This window comes from Bartonella heixiaziensis (assembly GCF_046245125.2).
In the GTDB taxonomy this organism is placed as follows: Bacteria; Pseudomonadota; Alphaproteobacteria; order Rhizobiales; family Rhizobiaceae; genus Bartonella; species Bartonella heixiaziensis.
In genome coordinates, this window is record NZ_CP176404.1 from 1,939,608 (window position 1) to 1,960,132 (window position 20,525).

Annotated in this window: 21 protein-coding genes; 12 read left to right on the forward strand and 9 right to left on the reverse strand. The window is 36.7% G+C overall.

Features of this window, described 5'->3' with window-relative positions; translation table 11 throughout:
* Positions 1-68 precede the first annotated feature (68 nt).
* From mdh to ACKC4Y_RS08510, 3 genes are all read right to left on the reverse strand, one after another.
* Entirely contained in the window at positions 69-1,031 is a 963-nt protein-coding gene (gene mdh / locus ACKC4Y_RS08500; protein ID WP_409361296.1) for a malate dehydrogenase, read from the reverse strand.
* A 292-nt stretch (positions 1,032-1,323) separates the two neighbouring features.
* Positions 1,324-2,499, reverse strand: coding sequence for a cell division protein ZapE (gene zapE, locus ACKC4Y_RS08505; RefSeq protein ID WP_409361297.1), 1,176 nt, complete (start codon positions 2,497-2,499; stop codon positions 1,324-1,326).
* A 101-nt stretch (positions 2,500-2,600) separates the two neighbouring features.
* Positions 2,601-3,146, reverse strand: coding sequence for an AprI/Inh family metalloprotease inhibitor (locus ACKC4Y_RS08510; protein ID WP_409361298.1), 546 nt, complete (start codon positions 3,144-3,146; stop codon positions 2,601-2,603).
* 233 nt (positions 3,147-3,379) lie between these two features.
* Between ACKC4Y_RS08510 and dapF the strand changes: the two genes are divergently transcribed.
* From dapF to ACKC4Y_RS08545, 7 genes are all read left to right on the forward strand, one after another.
* Positions 3,380-4,231, forward strand: coding sequence for a diaminopimelate epimerase (gene dapF / locus ACKC4Y_RS08515; RefSeq protein ID WP_409361299.1), 852 nt, complete (start codon positions 3,380-3,382; stop codon positions 4,229-4,231).
* Positions 4,231-5,514: a tRNA (N(6)-L-threonylcarbamoyladenosine(37)-C(2))-methylthiotransferase MtaB gene (gene mtaB, locus ACKC4Y_RS08520; RefSeq protein WP_409361300.1), complete on the forward strand. Its 1,284-nt coding sequence runs from the start codon at positions 4,231-4,233 to the stop codon at positions 5,512-5,514. The genes dapF and mtaB overlap by 1 nt, the downstream gene beginning before the upstream one ends.
* Before the next feature lie 13 nt (positions 5,515-5,527).
* Entirely contained in the window at positions 5,528-6,760 is a 1,233-nt protein-coding gene (gene ftsY / locus ACKC4Y_RS08525; protein ID WP_409361301.1) for a signal recognition particle-docking protein FtsY, read from the forward strand.
* Positions 6,757-7,446, forward strand: coding sequence for a septation protein A (locus ACKC4Y_RS08530; RefSeq protein WP_409361302.1), 690 nt, complete (start codon positions 6,757-6,759; stop codon positions 7,444-7,446). Before ftsY ends, ACKC4Y_RS08530 begins: the two co-directional genes overlap by 4 nt.
* Before the next feature lie 69 nt (positions 7,447-7,515).
* Positions 7,516-8,277, forward strand: coding sequence for a hydroxyacylglutathione hydrolase (gloB, locus tag ACKC4Y_RS08535; protein ID WP_409361303.1), 762 nt, complete (start codon positions 7,516-7,518; stop codon positions 8,275-8,277).
* Positions 8,278-8,279: 2 nt separating this feature from the next.
* The gene (locus ACKC4Y_RS08540; protein WP_409361304.1) at positions 8,280-8,792 is read left to right on the forward strand and encodes a hypothetical protein; all 513 of its coding nucleotides are present in this window, start codon (positions 8,280-8,282) and stop codon (positions 8,790-8,792) included.
* An 86-nt stretch (positions 8,793-8,878) separates the two neighbouring features.
* Positions 8,879-9,352 (forward strand): hypothetical protein, encoded by a 474-nt coding sequence (locus tag ACKC4Y_RS08545; protein WP_409362180.1) that lies wholly within the window; start codon positions 8,879-8,881, stop codon positions 9,350-9,352.
* On the opposite strand, the gene ACKC4Y_RS08550 is transcribed toward ACKC4Y_RS08545, so the two are convergent.
* The 6 genes from ACKC4Y_RS08550 to rho all read right to left on the reverse strand — a co-directional run bounded on the left by ACKC4Y_RS08550 (position 9,353) and on the right by rho (position 16,339).
* A complete protein-coding gene (locus tag ACKC4Y_RS08550) occupies positions 9,353-10,258 on the reverse strand; it encodes a ParB/RepB/Spo0J family partition protein (protein ID WP_409361305.1) in 906 nt (301 codons plus the stop codon).
* Positions 10,259-10,304: 46 nt separating this feature from the next.
* Positions 10,305-11,102 carry a ParA family protein gene (locus ACKC4Y_RS08555; protein WP_409361306.1) on the reverse strand — a complete coding sequence of 266 codons (798 nt, stop codon included), beginning with the start codon at positions 11,100-11,102 and terminating at the stop codon, positions 10,305-10,307.
* Positions 11,103-11,108: 6 nt separating this feature from the next.
* Positions 11,109-11,756 carry a 16S rRNA (guanine(527)-N(7))-methyltransferase RsmG gene (gene rsmG, locus ACKC4Y_RS08560; RefSeq protein ID WP_409361307.1) on the reverse strand — a complete coding sequence of 216 codons (648 nt, stop codon included), beginning with the start codon at positions 11,754-11,756 and terminating at the stop codon, positions 11,109-11,111.
* Positions 11,756-13,624, reverse strand: a complete 1,869-nt coding sequence (mnmG, locus tag ACKC4Y_RS08565) for a tRNA uridine-5-carboxymethylaminomethyl(34) synthesis enzyme MnmG (RefSeq protein ID WP_409361308.1) — start codon at positions 13,622-13,624, stop codon at positions 11,756-11,758. The genes rsmG and mnmG overlap by 1 nt, the downstream gene beginning before the upstream one ends.
* A gap of 109 nt (positions 13,625-13,733) precedes the next feature.
* On the reverse strand, positions 13,734-15,041 hold the full coding sequence (gene mnmE / locus ACKC4Y_RS08570) for a tRNA uridine-5-carboxymethylaminomethyl(34) synthesis GTPase MnmE (RefSeq protein WP_409361309.1): 1,308 nt from the start codon (positions 15,039-15,041) through the stop codon (positions 13,734-13,736).
* 32 nt (positions 15,042-15,073) lie between these two features.
* On the reverse strand, positions 15,074-16,339 hold the full coding sequence (gene rho / locus ACKC4Y_RS08575) for a transcription termination factor Rho (protein ID WP_006923656.1): 1,266 nt from the start codon (positions 16,337-16,339) through the stop codon (positions 15,074-15,076).
* Between the two features lie 575 nt (positions 16,340-16,914).
* Between rho and ACKC4Y_RS08580 the strand changes: the two genes are divergently transcribed.
* The 5 genes from ACKC4Y_RS08580 to dnaQ are packed head-to-tail and all read left to right on the forward strand — an operon-like array spanning position 16,915 to position 20,515.
* On the forward strand, positions 16,915-17,739 hold the full coding sequence (locus tag ACKC4Y_RS08580) for a pyruvate, water dikinase regulatory protein (RefSeq protein ID WP_409361310.1): 825 nt from the start codon (positions 16,915-16,917) through the stop codon (positions 17,737-17,739).
* A 12-nt stretch (positions 17,740-17,751) separates the two neighbouring features.
* A complete protein-coding gene (locus ACKC4Y_RS08585) occupies positions 17,752-18,348 on the forward strand; it encodes a Maf family nucleotide pyrophosphatase (RefSeq protein ID WP_409361311.1) in 597 nt (198 codons plus the stop codon).
* A complete protein-coding gene (locus tag ACKC4Y_RS08590; protein WP_409361312.1) occupies positions 18,341-19,222 on the forward strand; it encodes a shikimate dehydrogenase in 882 nt (293 codons plus the stop codon). The genes ACKC4Y_RS08585 and ACKC4Y_RS08590 overlap by 8 nt, the downstream gene beginning before the upstream one ends.
* Positions 19,219-19,806, forward strand: coding sequence for a dephospho-CoA kinase (gene coaE / locus ACKC4Y_RS08595; RefSeq protein ID WP_409361313.1), 588 nt, complete (start codon positions 19,219-19,221; stop codon positions 19,804-19,806). Before ACKC4Y_RS08590 ends, coaE begins: the two co-directional genes overlap by 4 nt.
* Before the next feature lie 4 nt (positions 19,807-19,810).
* Positions 19,811-20,515, forward strand: a complete 705-nt coding sequence (gene dnaQ / locus ACKC4Y_RS08600; protein WP_409361314.1) for a DNA polymerase III subunit epsilon — start codon at positions 19,811-19,813, stop codon at positions 20,513-20,515.
* Positions 20,516-20,525 lie beyond the last annotated feature (10 nt).

A 20,525-nucleotide genomic window follows, 5' to 3' on the forward strand; every position in this document is an offset into this window, starting at 1 on the left:
ATTACTTTATTAATTCTCAAGTCCTAAATTTTAAATACTCTATTGTAATGAACAGAACCTTGCCCTATTCATTTGAGGTTAGGCACAAGTGCGATACAAGCTTCACAAAGTTTCTGCACCGCATTCACTGATTTCTCAAAAGCAGCTCTTTCCTCTTTATCAAGATCAATTTCAATGACTCGTTCAACACCGCCCGCACCAAGCACGACGGGAACACCAACATAGGTATCCTCAACCCCATATTCCCCTGAAAGATAGGCCGCGACAGGAACAACACGCTTAGTGTCCTTCAAATAGGCTTCAGCCATAGAAACTGCCGAAGTAGCTGGTGCATAAAAAGCAGATCCTGTTTTTAACAAACTAATAATTTCTGCACCTCCATCTCGAGTACGCTGGATAATTTGATCAATTCTTTCCTGTGTTGTCCAGCCCATCTTTACAAGATCAGGCAAAGAAATACCACCAACTGTTGAATAACGCGTGAGAGGAACCATTGAATCACCGTGCCCTCCTAAAACAAACGCTGTCACATCTTTAACAGAGACCTTAAATTCCTCAGATAAGAAATGACGAAACCGTGCTGAATCAAGAACTCCAGCCATACCAACCACTTTATGTGTAGGGAGACCTGAAAATTTCTGCAATGCCCACACCATCGCATCAAGGGGATTGGTAATACAAATAACAAATGCTGAAGAAGCGTATTTTTTGATCCCAGCTCCAACTTGTTCCATAACCTTTAAATTAATATCCAAAAGTTCATCACGGCTCATACCGGGTTTTCGCGCAACACCTGCTGTTACAATAACAACATCAGCACCTTCAATCGCCTCATAAGCATTAGCACCTTTTAGACCGATATCAAAACCTTCAACAGGTGAAGATTCGGCTATATCTAAAGCCTTACCTTGTGGTACACCTTCTGCAATATCAAATAAGACAACGTCACCAAGTTCTTTAAGCCCAATTATATGTGCTAAAGTCCCCCCAATCATACCTGAACCAATAAGAGCTATTTTCTTTCGTGCCATTTTATTTCTTCCTAACGTTAGATAACTCGGCGCGCATTTATCAGCGCCAGTATACTGAATATTTTCTTTGACCTCAGCCCAATTTTCAACACTATCATCAAAAGGAGAAAAATATGAAATTCACTAAATTTCTCTCCTCATAAAAGCAAAAATCCTCCAAGGAAACAGCTATGAGAAAATTACCACTCTGTATCGATAAAGTGAATTTTAAAAAAATACAACAGAATTATTACACTTCTTTTGAATTCAAAGAGTTATTGTTTTTACTGTTTACGTAAAAGTAAAGTTATGATCAATTTTCCCCTTTCAAAAGAAAACGTTCTGCCCAAATTTTTAAATAATCTTGGCTTTGCATTTCAAAAAGACGCGATTGTGTTCTCTGAAACTCAAATGTTTCTGTCGTCTGCGCACGCCCTTTATATAACCCCTCAAACCCTGCTGCCGCTGACATAAATAATCTTATGTGTCGTTCATAGAGGACATCAATAAGTAAAATAAACCGCTTGGTTTCATTGCGACACGCATCATCCATCACCGGCACATTATCAACAAAAATTGTATGATAACGCTCCCCCAAGGCTAAATACTCAACCGCCGCCAAAGGCTTTGCACACAAATCTTGATAATCAAAGCGGGCGCAACCTGCTCCAGAGCGCGGGATATGAACAAGACGCCCTTTTATTGAAAGTTCATCAGATGTTTCCTTGTGTCCTTGCAGCACCAGCGCCCATGCTTGATCCATATATTCATTTGCTTGCACCCCCAACGGCGACACATACACCTGTTGTAGATTTGATTTTTCAAGGCGATAATCTGTTTTTGCATCAAGATTAATAACACGCACATGTGCTTTCAAAACTTGGATAAATGGCAAAAAGAGCTCTCGGTTTAAACCGTTATAATAAAGATTATCGGGAGCAACATTTGAAGTCGCAACAAAGAAAACTCCTTTATCAAACAAAGCAGAGATAAGGCGCCCCAATACCATAGCATCAGCAATATCTGTTACACTAAATTCATCAAAACAAAGTATCTGCGCTTCTCGTGCAAGATCTTCAACAACGGCTAAAATAGGATTATTTGGCCCAGCTTTTGCATCTTTTGATGATTGACGGTAAACATTAATGCGCTCATGTACATCAGCCATAAAATCGTTAAAATGAGCACGCTTTTTACATTTCTGCGGCAAACAAGAAAAGAACAAATCCATCAGCATGGTTTTGCCTCGTCCTACATCACCATAAATATACAGTCCCTGAAAAGGATTATCACCTTGTCTTGAAACACGAGAAAAAGTTTGCTTTTTTCTCTTGAAAAAATGCCAAAATAACCAAGGACGAGAAACATTTTGTTCTATAATATATTGTAATAAATGATCAAACTGCTCTGTTAAGGCCAATTGAGCTGGATCAAAACTGATTTCTCCTTTGTATACCAGCTCCTTATAGCGCGTTGACACTAAAATCATCCAAACAGCCTTTTTCCAATCCGTTCTCAATGAAAAATACAAGTTTCCTTCACAAACCTGCGCACATATCCCTTATTTTTTCATAAACGATTAAAAACGTTCTAACGGCTTAAAACAACCGGATGATCATCAAGTGTACGTCCCTCAAAGCGATCAACATTGGAAGAATAAAGAGCAATGATAACGCGTCCTGCCCTATTATAGAAATATAATCTTTTTCCTTTAACAGCCCACGAATTCACCTGAGAAACAATTCCTGGACAGTGTAAAGGACCAGCTCGAAACCCTTGACCAAATTTCGTTTGTGGTGTTGCAATTCGACAAACTTTACCGCCCACAGAAAGATTCCACACCCCAGCAATACTTGCAGGAAACAAATCAATGGCATTGCTTGGTAATTCGAGACTAGCCATTCGTCCATCACTCTGGGAATCCCCTTTCTCATACATTGAAGCGTCTGCTACCTCAGATGCCAATGAATGAGAAGACGATACATCAGACATTACTTCTGTTTGTATTTGTTGAAGTGGATAAAAAACTTCTAATGTGTTGCCACTATCATTACTATCAAATCGTGATGTTAAACATCCGCTTAAAAGTGTTGCAGTTAATAGTGCAACGAAAAACGAAATTTTTGAAAATGACATATCAATACTCTTTCCCACGACAATATAATAAGCTTACTCAAAGAAATGGATGAACGTTTGTTATATAGCATTTTATAAAGATAAATTAACAAATCAAAAAAAACAGTGAAATTTATCTATTTTGATTGATAAAATAATTTTTCACTCAATTTTATATTCATTAAACACTGGAAATTTATAAGATTTTCAGTCATATATCTTTTGTGGGCAATCACTAAAAATAGAGAAGTTTTATGAAAACACCATTCAGTAAAATGAACGGTCTTGGAAATCAAATCATTGTTGCTGATATGCGTGACAGCACATGTGCGCTTACAACACAAGCAATTCTTGCCTTAGCAGTAGATCCCCAAACACATTTTGATCAAATTATGGCTATCCATCCATCTAGCAAAAATGAAACTGATTTCCGCATCGAAATATGGAATGCCGACGGATCAATGGCTAAAGCTTGTGGTAACGGAACCCGTTGCGTCATTGCTTGGTTAACAGACCACAATCTTGGCGAAACCTTTCGATTGGAGACACCCGCTGGAATTATTGAAGGGAACCGTAAAACAAACGAACTCATCTCTGTTGACATGGGATGCCCAAGTTTCAATGCAAAAGAGATGCCTGTTTCACGTGAAATAGTGGACACCAATCATGTAGAACTTACCGCTGGTCCCCTAAAGGATGCTTGCCTTGTATCCGTTGGCAATCTCCACGCTATTTTTTTTGTTGAAAGTGATATTCAACATATTCCATTAGAAAAGTATGGACCAAAGCTTGAACATGATCCCCTTTTTCCGGAACGATGCAACATTTCCATTGCTTATGTCACGTCAAAGAAAAGCCTAAATTTACGCACATGGGAGCGAGGCGCTGGATTAACGCAAGCATGCGGCAGTGCTGCCTGTGCAAGTGCAGTGGCTGCCTATCGACGTGGCCTCACACAACGCCATATTGATGTGAACTTAGCAGGAGGGATACTGAATATTTTTTATCGAGAAGACGATCATATTATTATGACAGGTCCAGTTAAATATGAGTTTAGTGGTTTTTTAAACCCTTTAACGGGGAACTATAAAAAGGATCACTTTTGATGGCTATAGAAATTGTAACTTTTGGTTGTCGACTAAATAGTTACGAAACAGAAATCATACGCAAAGAAAGTGCTTCTTCGGGGCTAAATCAGCTTAAAGATGGTGCTATTATCTTTAATACCTGCGCTGTCACTGCTGAAGCTGTGCGACAAGCAAAACAAGCTATCCGCAAAGCAAGACGTGAAAATCCTCACGCGCGCATTATTGTCACAGGGTGTGCCGCACAAACAGAAGGGCAAAATTTTGCCTCAATGACAGAGGTAGATCTCGTTTTGGGGAATGAAGAAAAACTTCATGCGCATTCTTACCGTCAACTTCCTGATTTTGGCATCAACCATTCTGAAAAATTGCGTATCAATGACATCATGGAGGTGCAAAAAATTGCTCCACATATGGTAAGCGCAATGGAAGAGCGTACCCGTGCCTTTGTACAGGTACAAAATGGATGTGATCATCGCTGTACATTTTGCATTATTCCTTATGGTCGCGGTCCATCACGCTCAGTTCCCATGGGTGCTGTCGTTGAACAAATTAAACAACTGATAGGCAATGGTATTCAAGAAGTTGTTCTAACCGGTGTTGATCTTACAAGTTATGGCCACGATCTCCCTGGAAAGGCTACTTTAGGAAAATTAACTTCTGTCATTTTGCATCACATTCCTGACCTACCTCGATTACGTCTTTCATCAATTGATTCCATTGAAGCGGATGAAGAACTCATAAATCTTTTAGCCTATGAAAAAAGAATCATGCCCCATTTGCATTTATCTTTGCAAGCAGGTGATAATATGATTCTAAAGCGAATGAAACGGCGACACTTACGTGAACATGCAATTCAATTTTGCCAAGATTTGCGTGCCAAACGTCCTACAATGGTTTATGGTGCTGATTTAATTGCTGGTTTTCCCACTGAAACAGAAGAGATGTTCCAAAATAGTCTCGCTCTCATCAATGACTGTAATTTAACACACCTCCATGTCTTTCCTTTTAGTCCAAGAGAAGGAACACCTGCCGCACGAATGCCGCAAATCAATCGTAGCGTGGTCAAGATGCGTGCAGAAAGGTTGCGTAAAGCGGGGGAGGAAGCTTATCAAAAACATCTTGCTCTCTTACAAAATAGTCAGCAAACAATTCTTGTTGAAAAAGATGAAATCGGACGAACGGAAGATTATACTCTTGCAAAAATTAAAGGCGCCAAAGCTGGAACAATTGTTCAAGCTCTTATCGTTGATCAAGATGGCGATAAATTGATTGCTACTCTCCAAAAATTGAACGCAGCTTGAGCAGGAAATCCTTATGACAAAATCTTTTATCAAAAAAATGCTCTCTTTTAATAAGGCTAAAGAGCCGGAATTGCAACAAATTTCACCTCATGATGAAACCGATAGAGTAGAAAAAAATAAATCAAAAAGTGAAATTATAAAAAACGATTGCTCCCCTATAGATGTTGAAAAAGAAGAACAAACAGAAAGCCAAAATACAACATCTGAAAACTACGGTGAAAAGACACAACCTTTTGAATCACATTCTGGCAAAGTAATTGTCACGAATACAATCAGTAAAAAACAAACTGAAGATCTTTTTCCCGTACCTTCTGTGGAACAAAAAAAGACAGCGTGGTTTGGACGTCTAAAAAAAGGATTAGCTCTTTCCTCACAGCGCTTAAGTGAATCCATAAGCGACCTATTTGTTAAAGGAAAGCTTGATGGAAATACGTTGCAAGAGCTAGAAGATATTCTTATTCAAGCTGATCTTGGTGTGGAAACAGCTACACGCATCACCGATACCTTAGCCTCCAGTCGTTACGAAAAAAATCTATCTCCAGATGATATTCATATTATCGTGGCTAACGAAATCAAAAAAGTGTTAGAACCTGTTGCGCTTCCACTAGAACTTGATCTTAACCATAGACCTCATGTTATTTTGCTTGTCGGTGTAAATGGAACAGGAAAAACGACAACTATTGGAAAACTTGCAGCTAAGCTAACCGCAGGAGGACTAAAGGTTATGCTGGCTGCTGGTGATACGTTTCGCGCTGCAGCCATTGAACAATTGCATATTTGGGGTAAACGCACAGGAGCACCCGTTGTTTCAACAAAACTAGGTGCAGATGCCGCCAGCTTAGCATTTGATGCTTATGAAAAAGCAAAAAAAGCAAACAGTGATGTATTAATCATTGATACAGCTGGGCGCTTACAAAATAGAACTGAACTGATGGATGAATTGGCAAAAATTATTCGTGTTTTAGGAAAACATGATCCTCAAGCACCACACACAATTCTTCAAACGCTTGATGCAACCACTGGGCAAAATGCGCTCAATCAGGTGGATATTTTCCGCGATATTGCCGGCGTTAATGGTTTAGTTATGACAAAGCTCGACGGTACCGCACGAGGAGGAATTCTTGTTGCCATCGCAGCAAAATATAAATTACCTGTTCATTTTATCGGTATAGGAGAAAATATTGAGGATCTTCAACCTTTTTCTGCTTCTGATTTTGCTACAACCATCACAGGAAAATACGCATGAAAAAATCTTCTTTTGGACCTAATTCTTATAACAACCCAAATTTGAAAAATATCAATGGCAATCAAAAATCTGATTTTTCACCAACCATAAAATTTCTTTTGGAAATGGGGCCATTAGTCGTCTTTTTTCTGGCCAATTATAAGGGCGAATGGTTGTTAAATAATATCGAGCTTTTTAAAAATTTTAGTAAGCCTATTTTCCCTGCAACAGCTATTTTCATGGTGGCTATCATTGTTGCTCTAAGCTTATCATGGATTCTTGCACGAAAAATTCCCATAATGCCTCTTATTTCAGGAATATTTGTTCTGGTCTTTGGATTTTTAACTCTTTGGCTTCACAATGATACTTTCATAAAAATGAAACCAACAATTATTAATAGCTTATTTGCGCTCATCCTCTTTGGTGGTATGTGTTTTAAAAAACCACTTTTACGGTATGCGTTTGACTCTACTTTAAAACTTGATGATTTAGGATGGCAAAAACTTACCTATCGTTGGGCATTCTTTTTCGTTTTTCTTGCTCTTTTGAATGAAGCCGTTTGGCGCAATTTTAGCGATAATTTTTGGACCAGCTTTAAAGTATTTGGTGTTATGCCCCTAACAGTCCTCTTTATGATTACCCAAATGCCCCTTATCCTTAGGCACTCACAAGGACTTTTTACAGAAGGGGACAAATCTGATTCTTAAACATAAGATATCCATAACTCTAAATTCTTTTGTAGATTTATGGCTGCACACTGTTCATGGAGAAAAGATATGTTAATTGAACAGTTCATATGTAGAAAAGATAATTTTGGTGTACTCATTCATGATGAAAAAAGCGGCTACACAGCTGCAATTGATGCGCCTGAAAGTAAAGCGATTCATAACGCCTTAAAACGCCGTAACTGGACACTTCAGACTATTTTTGTAACTCATCATCATCACGACCATGTAGAAGCACTGGAAGAGTTAAAACAAGTTTATAAGGCTGTCGTTATTGGACCAGAAGCAGAGAAAGAAAAGATTCATCATCTTGATCAAACACTTCAACCTGATGAAAATCTTTTCTTTGGCACGCACCCGCTTTTAGCTCTTTCAACACCTGGTCACACTTTGGGCGCACTATCTTATTACTTTCCTGAGGAAAGTGTACTCTTTGCTGGAGATACACTTTTCTCTCTTGGTTGTGGACGCCTTTTTGAAGGAACACCTGCTCAAATGCTCAACTCTTTAAAAAAGCTTCGTAAACTTCCTGATAAAACACTTCTTTATTGCGGTCATGAATATACCAAAACCAATGCTCTTTTCGCATTAACACTTGATCCACATAATCAGAAACTTCGTAAAAGAGTAGAAGAAGTTTTTTTGCTACGTGCAAAAAACGCTATGACTTTACCAGTAACCTTAGGGCAAGAAAAAGTTACCAATCCCTTTCTCCGCTGGGATGACAGTGCGTTGCGAAAAAACCTTGCAATGGAAGAAGAAGCAGATGAAGAAGTCTTTGCTGAAATTCGAAGAAGAAAGGATAATTTCTAACCATGTTCAAGTTCGTATTACGTTTGTTTCTCCTTTTTCTTTTTGTAATACATACCCAACTAACAATAGCAAAGGAAAAGAAAACAGACAATCAATTTGAGTTCCCGCATGTTATTGCAAATTACACCTTAACAGAAGATTTTCTCTTAAAAATGGAACAAATTAATAAAGAAGATTGTGAAAACTCACCATCAGAATCAAAAATATCCAATACTGAGAAAGCATCTGATATTAAAATTGAACAGGACGACAGTCTTGAAGGATTCGTAGCTTCTATTTCTAATCAACCAAAATTAATGAATATTTTAAGAAAAAATAATATCACACCTAAAGATTTCGCTATAGGTACCCTTGCCTTTCAAACAACATTAACAATGCTTTTAGTTCCTCTTGAAATTCTCAAAAAAGAGGGGATTTCTTTTGATGAAAAAAATACTGTAGTTTCAGATAATTTAGAATTTGGTAAAAAACATATGTATAGAATATTTGTTATTTTAAAAGGGCGTTGTAAATAGAATTCGTGCTACTTTGAACAAATTATTAACTTTGCAGACGAAAAAGTCTTCGCTAAAATCTGGAAAAGAAAGGATAAATTTTGACCATGTTTAAATTGGTATTGTGTTTGCTTTTTCTTTTCCCTTTTTTAACATATGTTCAAATAACAATGGCAAATGGGACGGATAATCAATTTGTTTTTTCACCTATCAGCAATCCAAATATCGTTGCAAATTATCCTTTAACAGAAGATTTACTCTCAAAAATAGAACATCTAAAAAAAGAAATTGAAGATTTACCTCCAGAGCCAGAGGCATCCAATACCGGAAATGATAACAGCATTGAAGGGCTCATTGCCTCTATTTCTGCTAGACCAAAACTAATGGATCTTTTAAGAAAACATAATCTCTCACCGAAAGATTATGTTATTGGTCTTATAGCTCTTCAAGCAACTTTAGCTGCAATAATAGCCTTTGAAGATAAAGAAATTCTCTTCAATGAAAAAAATACTATATCTTTAGATAATTTAAATTTCGGTCAAAAATATATCGATAGAATTCGTGCTATTTTGGACAATTAATTAGTTTTGCAAACGCCGGCAAATATCATCCAATTGTTCTAATGAAGAGTAGCGTATTTTTAAATCACCACCTTTTTTGCCATGCCGAATAGTCACTTTCATTCCTATCACGTCTGCAAGTAATTTTTCTAAAGATTTTGTTTCCGTATTTTTCTCAACAACAGTTCGTTTTTTGACTTTTGGATTTGCCTGTTCATATGCAAGTATTTCCGTTTGGCGCACAGAGAGCCCCTCACGAATGATTTTTTCGGCTAAATCCTGTGGATTCTCAACAGTGATAAGACAGCGTGCATGACCAGCGGAGAGTTGCCCATCAGTTAAAAATTGTTGTACTTTTGGTGGAAGTTTTAACAAACGAAGCGTATTTGCAACATGACTCCGGCTTTTTCCAATAACTTGTGCCAAATCTGCCTGCGTATATCCATGCTCATTCAGTAAAATTTCATATCCCATTGCTTCTTCGATAGGATTAAGATCGGCACGTTGAACATTTTCAATTATTGCCAATTCCAAAGCTGTCTTATCATCAACATCGCGAATAATGACTGGCAATTGACTTAAATTAGCCCGTTGAGCAGCACGCCACCGTCGTTCACCAGCGATTAATTCAAACCTATGAGGACGATCACGTGAAGGTCTTACAATGACAGGTTGAACAACTCCATGCTGACGAATTGATTGTGCTAAATTATCAAGTTCTGAATCAGTAAAGTGACGCCGCGGATTGTGTGGATTGCACGAAATAGATTCAAGAGGAACAAATTGCTCAGAAAGTGTAGAAATTGCATTAGGTTCTATCAATTTGTCAGAACTTGATGAACGTGCAATATTGTTATTTAAATTGATGTCTCCAATTAACGCTGCTAACCCACGACCTAGTCTTTTTTTTGATTGATCATCATTCATAATTTTGCTCTTTAAATTTTCTTATAAAATTTTTTACATTTCTAATCTAAGCAGCAGCACGTGCTTGTTTTTCACGTTGAATTACTTCCGATGCTAAACGCAAATATGCTTGACTACCTGCACATTTCAGATCATAAAGCAACACTGGTTTACCGAAAGAGGGAGCCTCAGATACACGTACATTTCGTGGAATAACGGTACGATAAACTTTATCTCCCATAAAAGAACGCACATCTTCGACAACTTGATTCGAAAGATTATTACGTCCATCATACATTGTTAGAACAATACCTTGAATTTCTAAAGATGGATTAAGAACAGATCGCACTTGTTTTACTGTTTCAAGCAATTGGCTTAAACCTTCAAGTGCTAAAAATTCACACTGCATAGGTACTAAAACAGAATCCGCTGCACCCATAGCATTAAGTGTTAAAAGATTAAGAGAGGGAGGACAATCAATGAGAATATAACTATATTTCTTGATCATCTTCGGGTCATCGCAGAGTGCTTTACGCAACCGTTGAATGCGATCTTGTGATGAAGCAATTTCCATTTCTACGCCTAAAAGATCAAGCGTAGAAGGGACAATATGGAGATTAGGTACAGCAGTTTTCAAAGCTGCTTTTGTAACTGAAATTCCTGAAATCAAAACATCATAAGAAGATAAAGGACGGCTATTACGATCAATTCCCAATCCTGTACTTGCATTCCCTTGCGGATCAACATCCATAATGAGGACATTTTCACCAATCGCTGCTAAAGCCGTTGCAAGATTAATTGCTGTAGTTGTTTTGCCGACCCCACCTTTTTGGTTTGCAATAGCGATAATTCGTGTTTCGCTCATTTTGCTTTACCCTCTATATGATCGAACATGAGAAATTTCTAAAATCACAGAATTTTCATCAATTTTACTTTTATGTTTTAGCAGATCAAAACGCCAATTGGCAGAGGCTTTTGTTATTTCCGTAGAGTAATCCCGACCTTTTTGCAAAAGAGCTATTGTTTTTTTTGTTAACAATGGAAAAATAAGCTGTAAGAGATCATCTAACGGAGCTAATCCTCTCGCTGTTATAACGTCCGGTATTCTTATTTTTTCATAAACATCTTCAATTCTACAATGATGAACTGTTGCAGGAAGACTAAGTTGAGTAATAACTGTTCGTAAAAAAGCTATTTTTTTTCCGTTGCTTTCAACAAGATCAATATGCCCTACTTTTTTTTCTTTCATTAAAATAGCAATAACAATTGCAGGAAAGCCTCCTCCTGATCCAAGATCACACCAGTGTAAAAAGTGGCTATGTAAAGGATAAATTTGGGCTGAATCCAAAATATGTCGTGTCCATAGAATTGGTATTGTTGCAGGAGATACCAAATTAATATGCATATTCCATTGAACTATCAAAGATTCAAATTGTACTAAATCCTCCATCGTTTCACGTGAAACAGAAGGAATGATATTTAAGAGTGCTTGATATTTTTCTTCTATGGAAACATCCATTAAACTGATTGAGCCTTTTCACGTTTTTGACGTTGAATATAAGTGATAATGAGTGATAATGCTGCTGGAGTCATACCATCAATTTTTTGTGCATCAGCAATTGAACGTGGTGATATTTTTTGAATTTTTGTTTTTAACTCATTTGAAAGACCTGAAATAGCTTGAATATTAAGAGAAGAAGGTATTTCTAGACGTTCATCTCGCTGAAGAGCAGCAATATCTTGTGCTTGTTTTTCTAAATAAACTGCATACTGTGCTTCAATTTCTAAAGATTCGACAGTTTTAGAATCAATAGACTTTAATTGTGGCCAAAAATTTGAAAGACGTTCTATAGTCATATGGGGATAAGCAAGAAAATCATAAGCCGAACGCCGAACGCCATCGTGATTTACCTGTAATCCATGAGCAGATGCCTCATTAGGTGTTAGAAAAAGTTTTTGGCAGATTGATCGTGCTTGATCAAGACGGTACTGTTTTTGCTGATAACAATCCCAACGTATTTTACTGACAATACCCCACTGTTGTGCCAAAGGTGTTAAACGAGCATCAGCATTATCAGACCGTAATGATAAACGAAACTCAGCCCGTGAAGTAAACATTCTATAAGGTTCACAAACCCCACGCGAAACCAAATCATCTATCATAACACCAATATAAGCTGTCGAACGACTTATAAATATTTCATCTAACCCTGTAACCTTACGGGCGGCATTCAATCCAGCTAAAAGCCCTTGAGCCGCAGCTTCCTCATATCCCGTTGTACCATTAATTTGTCCAGCTAAAAATAACCTTGGCAAAGAACGCAACTCTAAGGTTCTAGTCAATTGTTGTGGATTAACAAAATCATATTCAATAGCATACCCAGGTTGAAAAACCTCAACATTTTCTAATCCTTCAATTGTTTTTAGTAAAGAAATTTGTACATCTTCAGGAAGAGAAGTAGAAAGACCATTTGGATAAATAGTATCAGTATCTAGACCTTCTGGTTCTAGAAAAATCTGATGTCCATCACGTTCACCAAATTTAATAATTTTATCTTCAATTGAAGGACAATACCGTGGACCTAATCCTTCAATAGCTCCAGAATATAAAGCAGATTTATGAATATTTTCATGAATAATTTGATGTGTCTGTGCATTTGTACGCGTTATTGCACATTCAATTTGAGGTTGTTCAATTTTTTCTGTTAAAAGAGAAAAGGGGACAGGATCTTCATCAGCTTGCTGTTTTTGAAGATATTCCCAACGAATAGTTTTTTTATTAAGACGAGCTGGTGTCCCTGTTTTTAATCTCCCAAGAGTTATATTATAATTTTTTAAGCGTTCAGCAAGCTTGACACTTGACTGTTCTCCCATCCGTCCAGCAACATACCTCTTATCCCCAATATGAATAAGGCCATTTAAAAATGTCCCTGTAGTTAAAACGACAGCACCGGAAAAAAGAGTTCCCTGTTTTTTTAAAAAAACACCTGAAACGTAATTATCTTTAACAATCAGATCAACAACTTCATCTTCAAGTAGAATAAGATTATCTTGTTCTTGCAAAAATTTCTGAATTGCTTCTTTATATAATTTTCTATCTGCTTGCGTACGCGGTCCTCTTACTGCTGGTCCTTTGCGTCGATTAAGTAGTCTAAATTGAATTCCAGCAGCATCTGCTGCTTTTCCCATAAGACCATCCAAAGCATCTATTTCACGAACCAGATGTCCTTTTCCAAGTCCACCGATAGCAGGATTACAAGACATTGTCCCTATGGCTGATATTTTATGTGTTATGAGGGCTGTCCGCGCTCCAACACGTGCTGAAGCTGAAGCTGCTTCACAGCCTGCATGACCACCCCCAACAACAACAACATCATATAATTGCATTTGTCTCATCCCATAGAGAACCTATTCCAAAGTTTCACGTGAAACAAGACATAAAATACACAATCTTTTAAATGTGTCTATTTAAATAATCAATGTTTCACGTGAATCATTATTTACCAACGCAAAATTCTGAAAAAATAATATCAAGTAAATCTTCAACATCTATATCTCCCGTAATTTTCCCAAGAAAATCACTTGCACGACGAAGATGTTCTGCACGTAAACTTAAATCAATAGTATTATAATTGAGAGAAGCGTCTATCTCTTTAACAGCTTCTTTTAATAACTGAAGTTGTCTTTTACGTGCTGGAACAAGATTTCCAATTTCAGAAGAACGACGTAAACAAAACAACTCAAGTTCTTTAATAAAATTATCAAAATTAAAACCTGTTAATGCAGAAAATTGTATAAACCAACGTGTTTTATCCTCTTCATAAAGATCAAGCTTATTACCAACACGCCATATTTCAGCAGTTGTTTCTGGTAAATCGATCTCTTTAGGATTTCCCATATCATAAACTAAAATAACCAAATCAGCATCCAAAATATGCTGTTTTGCAACTTCTATTCCCAATTTTTCTATTTTATTTTCTGTTTCTCTAAAACCAGCAGTGTCTGTTAAAAAAACCGGTAAACCACTGAGAACAAGCCTAATTTCTAAAGCATCACGTGTTGTTCCCGCTTCTTCCATCACAATGGCAACAGGTTTTCCAGCCAAACGATTAATAATGCTTGATTTTCCAGAATTTGGAGCCCCTGCAATAACAACCTTTAACCCGTCACGTAAAATACTAGCTCGTTCACCCTCAGCAATATGTTTACGAAGAGAAATGGAGAGTTCTTCTACATCTTTCCAAATTTTATCAGATACCAAATGAGGAATGTCAGCTTCATCAGAAAAATCAAGTTCTGCTTCAATAAAAGCACGTACTTTCATAAGTTTATGACGCCAATCGCGATAAAGCGATGTTAAACGACCAGTTGTACCCATAATTGCTAAACGCCGCTGACTTTCAGTTTCTGCCTCTATTAAATCAGCAAGTGCTTCTGCCTGAACAAGATCTAATTTCCCCTCAATAAATGCACGACGCGAAAATTCACCCGCTTCTGCAATACGACACCCTTCAAATGTAGATAATTCATCAAGAAAACGATTAACAACGGCTTTTCCTCCATGCAAATGAAACTCTGCACAATCTTCTCCCGTGAAACTATGAGGAGCAGGAAAAAAAACAGTTAAAGCAGAATCCAAAAAGCTCCCATCACGAGCTGTAAGATTTCCATAATGCATGAACCGCGCTTTAGGTAAACGACCACAAAGCGCTTTAACAATAGATACAACATGAGGACCAGAAAGCCGAATGACTGCAACCCCTGAAGGCAACAATCCACTCGAAACAGCAAAGATTGTATCCACAGGAATAATCCTAAACAAAAAACTTAATGATTCTATGTATTCATTGAATCAAAGAATTCGCTATTGTTTTTTGTTTGTTTTAATTTATCAATCAAAAATTCAATAGCATCTGTTACATTCATAGGTGCTAAAATACGGCGAAGAACAAAAATTTTATGTAAATCTTGTCGCGCTACTAGAAGTTCTTCCTTACGCGTTCCTGACTTCAAAATATCCATAGCAGGGAAAATGCGTTTATCAGCAACTTTACGGTCAAGAACAATTTCCGAATTACCTGTTCCTTTAAATTCTTCAAAAATAACCTCATCCATACGACTACCCGTATCTATTAATGCCGTTGCAATAATGGTTAAAGATCCACCTTCTTCAATATTACGTGCTGCACCAAAAAAACGTTTCGGGCGTTGTAGCGCATTTGCATCAACACCCCCTGTCAAAACTTTACCTGATGAAGGAACAACAGTATTGTAAGCCCGTCCAAGACGGGTAATAGAATCGAGAAGAATAACAACATCACGACCATATTCAACAAGGCGTTTGGCTTTTTCAATAACCATCTCAGCAACTTGTACGTGACGTATTGCTGGTTCATCAAAAGTAGAAGAAACGACTTCTCCTTTTACAGAACGCTGCATATCAGTAACCTCTTCTGGTCGTTCATCAATTAAGAGAACAATGAGGTAACACTCAGGATGATTAGTGGTGATAGAATGAGCAATATTTTGAAGTAAAACCGTTTTTCCTGTTCTAGGAGGCGCTACAATTAATCCTCTCTGCCCTTTTCCTAATGGTGATATCAAATCGATCACTCGTGACGACATATCCTTTTCTGTAGGATCTTGTATTTCCATTTGAAACCGTTCATTGGAATAAAGGGGAGTTAAATTATCAAAGTGAATTTTATAACGAATTTTTTCAGGATCTTCAAAATTGATTGTATTAATTTTAAGGAGAGCAAAATAACGTTCTCCTTCTTTTGGACTACGTATAGGCCCCTCAACAGTATCACCCGTTTTTAAAGAAAAAGACTGTATCTGTGCGGGAGAAAGATAAATATCATCAGGACCTGGAAGATAATTAGCATCAGCAGATCGCAAAAATCCAAAGCCATCTTGTAAAACTTCAACAACTCCTTCTCCTATAATTTCTACGTCTTGCGAAGCAAGCTTTTTCAAGATAGCAAACATTAATTCTTGCTTACGCATGAGAGAAGCATTTTCAACTTCTAATGTTTCAGCAAAAGAGACAAGTTCAACTGGATTTTTACTTTTAAGTTCTTGTAATTTCATTTCTTGCATGAAATATGCTCTTTATTAATAGGTAAAGGATTGTTTTCAAAATTAATTTATGGAAAATATTGAAGAATAGAACACTCTTAATAAGGTGGATATATTCTACACTTAACTTTTAAAAACTGCAAGTATCCTTCATAAGATTTATTTTCATATATAATTTAGCAATCATATTTCAAAATCGTTTATAAAAATGATTCATAAAAAAATAAAAAACTTATTTATAATAAAAATAATTTATATCGTTAATAAATTAATATTCAAAATGATTTTTATTTTTTAAAGATTTTTTGTATTAATAATTTAAGAGAAAGAGAGGATTATTCTTATTTAAGCCTGTGTTTAATGTGGATTATTATTTATACCTTACTCATCCTCAACTTTATCCACAAAGGAAAAATAAAAAAAATAAATTATAGCATTATTTTAAGGGTATTATCCCCATTCTTTTCTCATAAGAAGCTTTTATTTATCACAATTGTTCAATTTGTGCATAATAATGAAAAACTTTTTCTAAAGTTTCATTTTATAAAAAATTACGATGATATATACACATTTATTAACAAGGAGTTAAAATTTTTGTGACAAGAGAAAAAAAGTTTTTTCATTTACACATGCTTTCTGATGCAACGGGAGAAACATTAATCTCTGTGGGAAGGGCTGTAGCAGCACAATATACGATGATTCAGACAACAGAACATATCTATCCTATGATTCGCAATGAAACACAGCTGCAAAGAGCTCTTGATGAAATACAACAAGAGCCGGGTATAGTTCTTTACACAATCATTGATAAAAAAATTAAAATGCTTCTTAGGAGAATATGTGAGAAAATAGAAGTTCCCTGTATTGACATACTCCACCCTGTTTTGGATGCTTTTCAGTCTTATCTTGGAATGCCCACAAATTTACGTGTTAGTGCACAGCATGATCTCAATGCAGATTACTTTCGTCGTATTGAAGCGTTAGATTTTACAATAGAGCATGATGATGGGCAATCTCCCAACAGCTTATTGGATGCAGATGTGATACTTGTAGGAATATCAAGAACTTCTAAAACACCAACCAGTATCTATTTAGCAAATCGCGGAATAAAAGCTGCTAATGTTCCTCTTATTCCAGGAATTGATTTACCTGAAGCTCTTTTAGAGGCAAAAAATGCTTTGATCATTGGCTTAATTGCTTCAGCTGAACGAATCTCACATATTCGTCAAAATAGAGATTTAGGAGATGATTTTTCTCTTGAAAGTTATGCTGATCGAATCAATATAGCTGAAGAATTGACTTATGCAAAGCGCATTTGCGAACGTTTTGATTGGCCTATTATTGATGTCACAAGACGTTCTATTGAAGAAACAGCTGCTGCAATATTTGAACTTTTGTCACGATTTCGTGAAAGAAAATGAAAGAAAATTCTCATGACAGCAGAAACATTAATATTAGCATCCCTCAGTTCTTATCGTGCACAATTGTTGAAAAAAGCAGGTTTAAGTTTTTTTATTGAAGGGGCTTCTTTTGATGAAAGAGAGATAGAGAAAACAGCAGAAATAAAAATACCTAAAGAACTTTGTTGTTTTCTTGCAAGTGCAAAAGCAAAAAATGTTTCTGATCGCTTTCCTGATGCTTTTGTCATTGGTTGTGATCAAGTACTTGATTTGGAAGGTCAAATTTTTCACAAAGTTACAAATGACAAAGAAGCACATCAACGTTTGTGCGCTTTATCAGGTAAAAAGCATTCTCTTCATAGCGCGGTGGCTTTATTTAGGAATGGCCAAGAAATTTGGATTGAAGCTTTTAGTGCTCATATGTCTGTACGTCCTCTCTCAACAGAGTTTATAGAACGTTATTTATCTCGTGTAGGGTCAGATGTTCTAAACAGTGTGGGAGTATATCAAATTGAAGGAGAAGGAATTCATCTTTTTGAGAAAATTGAGGGAGATTTTTTTACTATTATTGGTTTACCACTCTTACCTTTACTCGTAAAATTGCGTTATTTAGGAGCCATTGATGGTTAATTTAACAAGAAAGCGCAAAGAAAAAAACTCTCCGCATGCTTTTGTTGTTGGCACTCCTATTCATCATTCAAAATCGCCAAAAATTCATAAATTTTGGCTTAAACAATACGGTTTACAAGGTGAATATCTAGCACAAGACATAGCACCTGAAGGATTCAAGGATTTTATTGCATCTGTACAAGAAAGAGGTTTTTGTGGAGGCAATGTTACTTTACCTTATAAGCAGGAAGCCTTCTGTTTAGCGGATCATAAAGATGAGGTAGCAACAATGATTGGTGCTGCTAATACGCTGTGGTATGAAGGAGATAAACTTTGCGCTACAAATAGTGATGCCTATGGTTTTTGCGCTAATCTTGATGATTCTGTTTCTGGTTGGGCTGGCGAAACAGCTCTTGTTTTTGGTGCAGGTGGTGCTGCACGTGCCGTCTTATACGCCTTAAAAACACGGGGATTTGAGCGCATTTTCTTACTTAATCGTACTAAACAACGAGCGGATAATTTAGCCGAGCATTTCGGAAAACCTGTTGAAGTCCACGATTGGGATAATGTTAGCGAGATGGTTTATCAAGCTGATTTGATTGTCAATACGACTTCTGTAGGTATAATAAATTCACACGATAAAAAAAGTGATTCTTTTTTTTGCTATTTTCATAAAGCAAAGACAACAACAATAGTGACAGATATTGTTTACACACCATTGATAACGCCTTTTTTGCAACAAGCAAAAGCCCATGGTCTAAGAACAGTTGATGGGCTTGGTATGCTTTTACATCAAGCTGTTATTGGTTTTGAAAGATGGTTTGGAATAAGACCGCAGGTAACAAAGGCGTTACGAGCAGCAATTTTAGAGGATATGGGTGAAGAGAGAGGATGAAGATCATAGGATTGACAGGATCAATTGCTATGGGAAAATCAACAGTTGCTGATTTTTTCAAACAAGCAAGTGTTCCTGTTTTTAGCGCTGATAAAGTGGTACACGAACTTTACAAGAGTGAACCAACTTTGTCGCTCATAGAATACATTTTCCCTAATGTTGTTGAAAATGGTAAAGTTAATCGCCTAAAGCTTTCAGAGATTTTGATCAATGATAGTAAAAAATTAAAAACATTAGAAAAAATGATTCACCCTTTAGTGCGGAAAAAAGAAAAAGAATTTATTGATAAAGCACGCAAAAAAGGGAAAAAATTAATAGTTCTTGAGATTCCTTTGCTTTTTGAAACAAAGAGTGAAAATCGTGTGGACAGCGTAATTGTTGTCTCTGCTCCACCGGAAATACAAAAAGCACGCGCAATGATTCGCCCAAACATGAGTGAAAAAAAATTTGCATTTATCAATGCTAAACAAATATCTGATGAAAAAAAACGAGCGCGTGCTGATTTTGTCATTGATACAGGCAAAGATTTAGAGAATACACGCCAACAAGTTTTTGACGTGATGGAAATTTTGCTAAAGAATTGAAGCAATGCGTGAAATTATTTTTGATACAGAAACAACAGGCTTAGATAAAGAGAAAGATCGCATAATCGAAATTGGTTGTGTAGAAATGGTTGATCGCTATCTTACAGGGCGCCGATTCCATGTTTATTTGAATCCGCAAGGCGTTATTATTCCTGATGAAGTTGTGGCAATTCATGGGTTGACTAATGAACGCTTAAAGAATGAAAAAAGCTTCAGCGATATTGCTGATGCGTTTTTAGAATTTATCAATGGCGCAACAATGATTGCCCATAATGCAAGTTTTGATATTGGCTTTTTGAATGCAGAATTAGGACGAGCGAATAAGCCGCTTATCAGTGTTGATAATATTCTCGATACATTGGCTATGGCACGGCGCAAATTTCCAATGGGTCCTAATTCTCTTGATGTTTTATGCAAACGTTTTGGAATTGATAATAGTCATCGTGTTCTTCATGGTGCTCTGCTTGATGCGGAGATTCTCGCCGATGTTTATATTGAGCTCATTGGTGGAAAACAGGGTGTATTGGGTTTCGATAACAGTGGGAGCGTTGTGGATACTCAATGCGTTAACAATGCTTTTTCACTTGTTAAAGCTCGTCCCCAAGCCTTACCCTCAAGGTTAAGTGCACAAGAAAGAAGTATGCATGCTGATTTTATAAAAAAAATGGGTGAAAAAGCCCTGTGGAACAACTTCAAAGTTTCTGAATAGTTCACACATT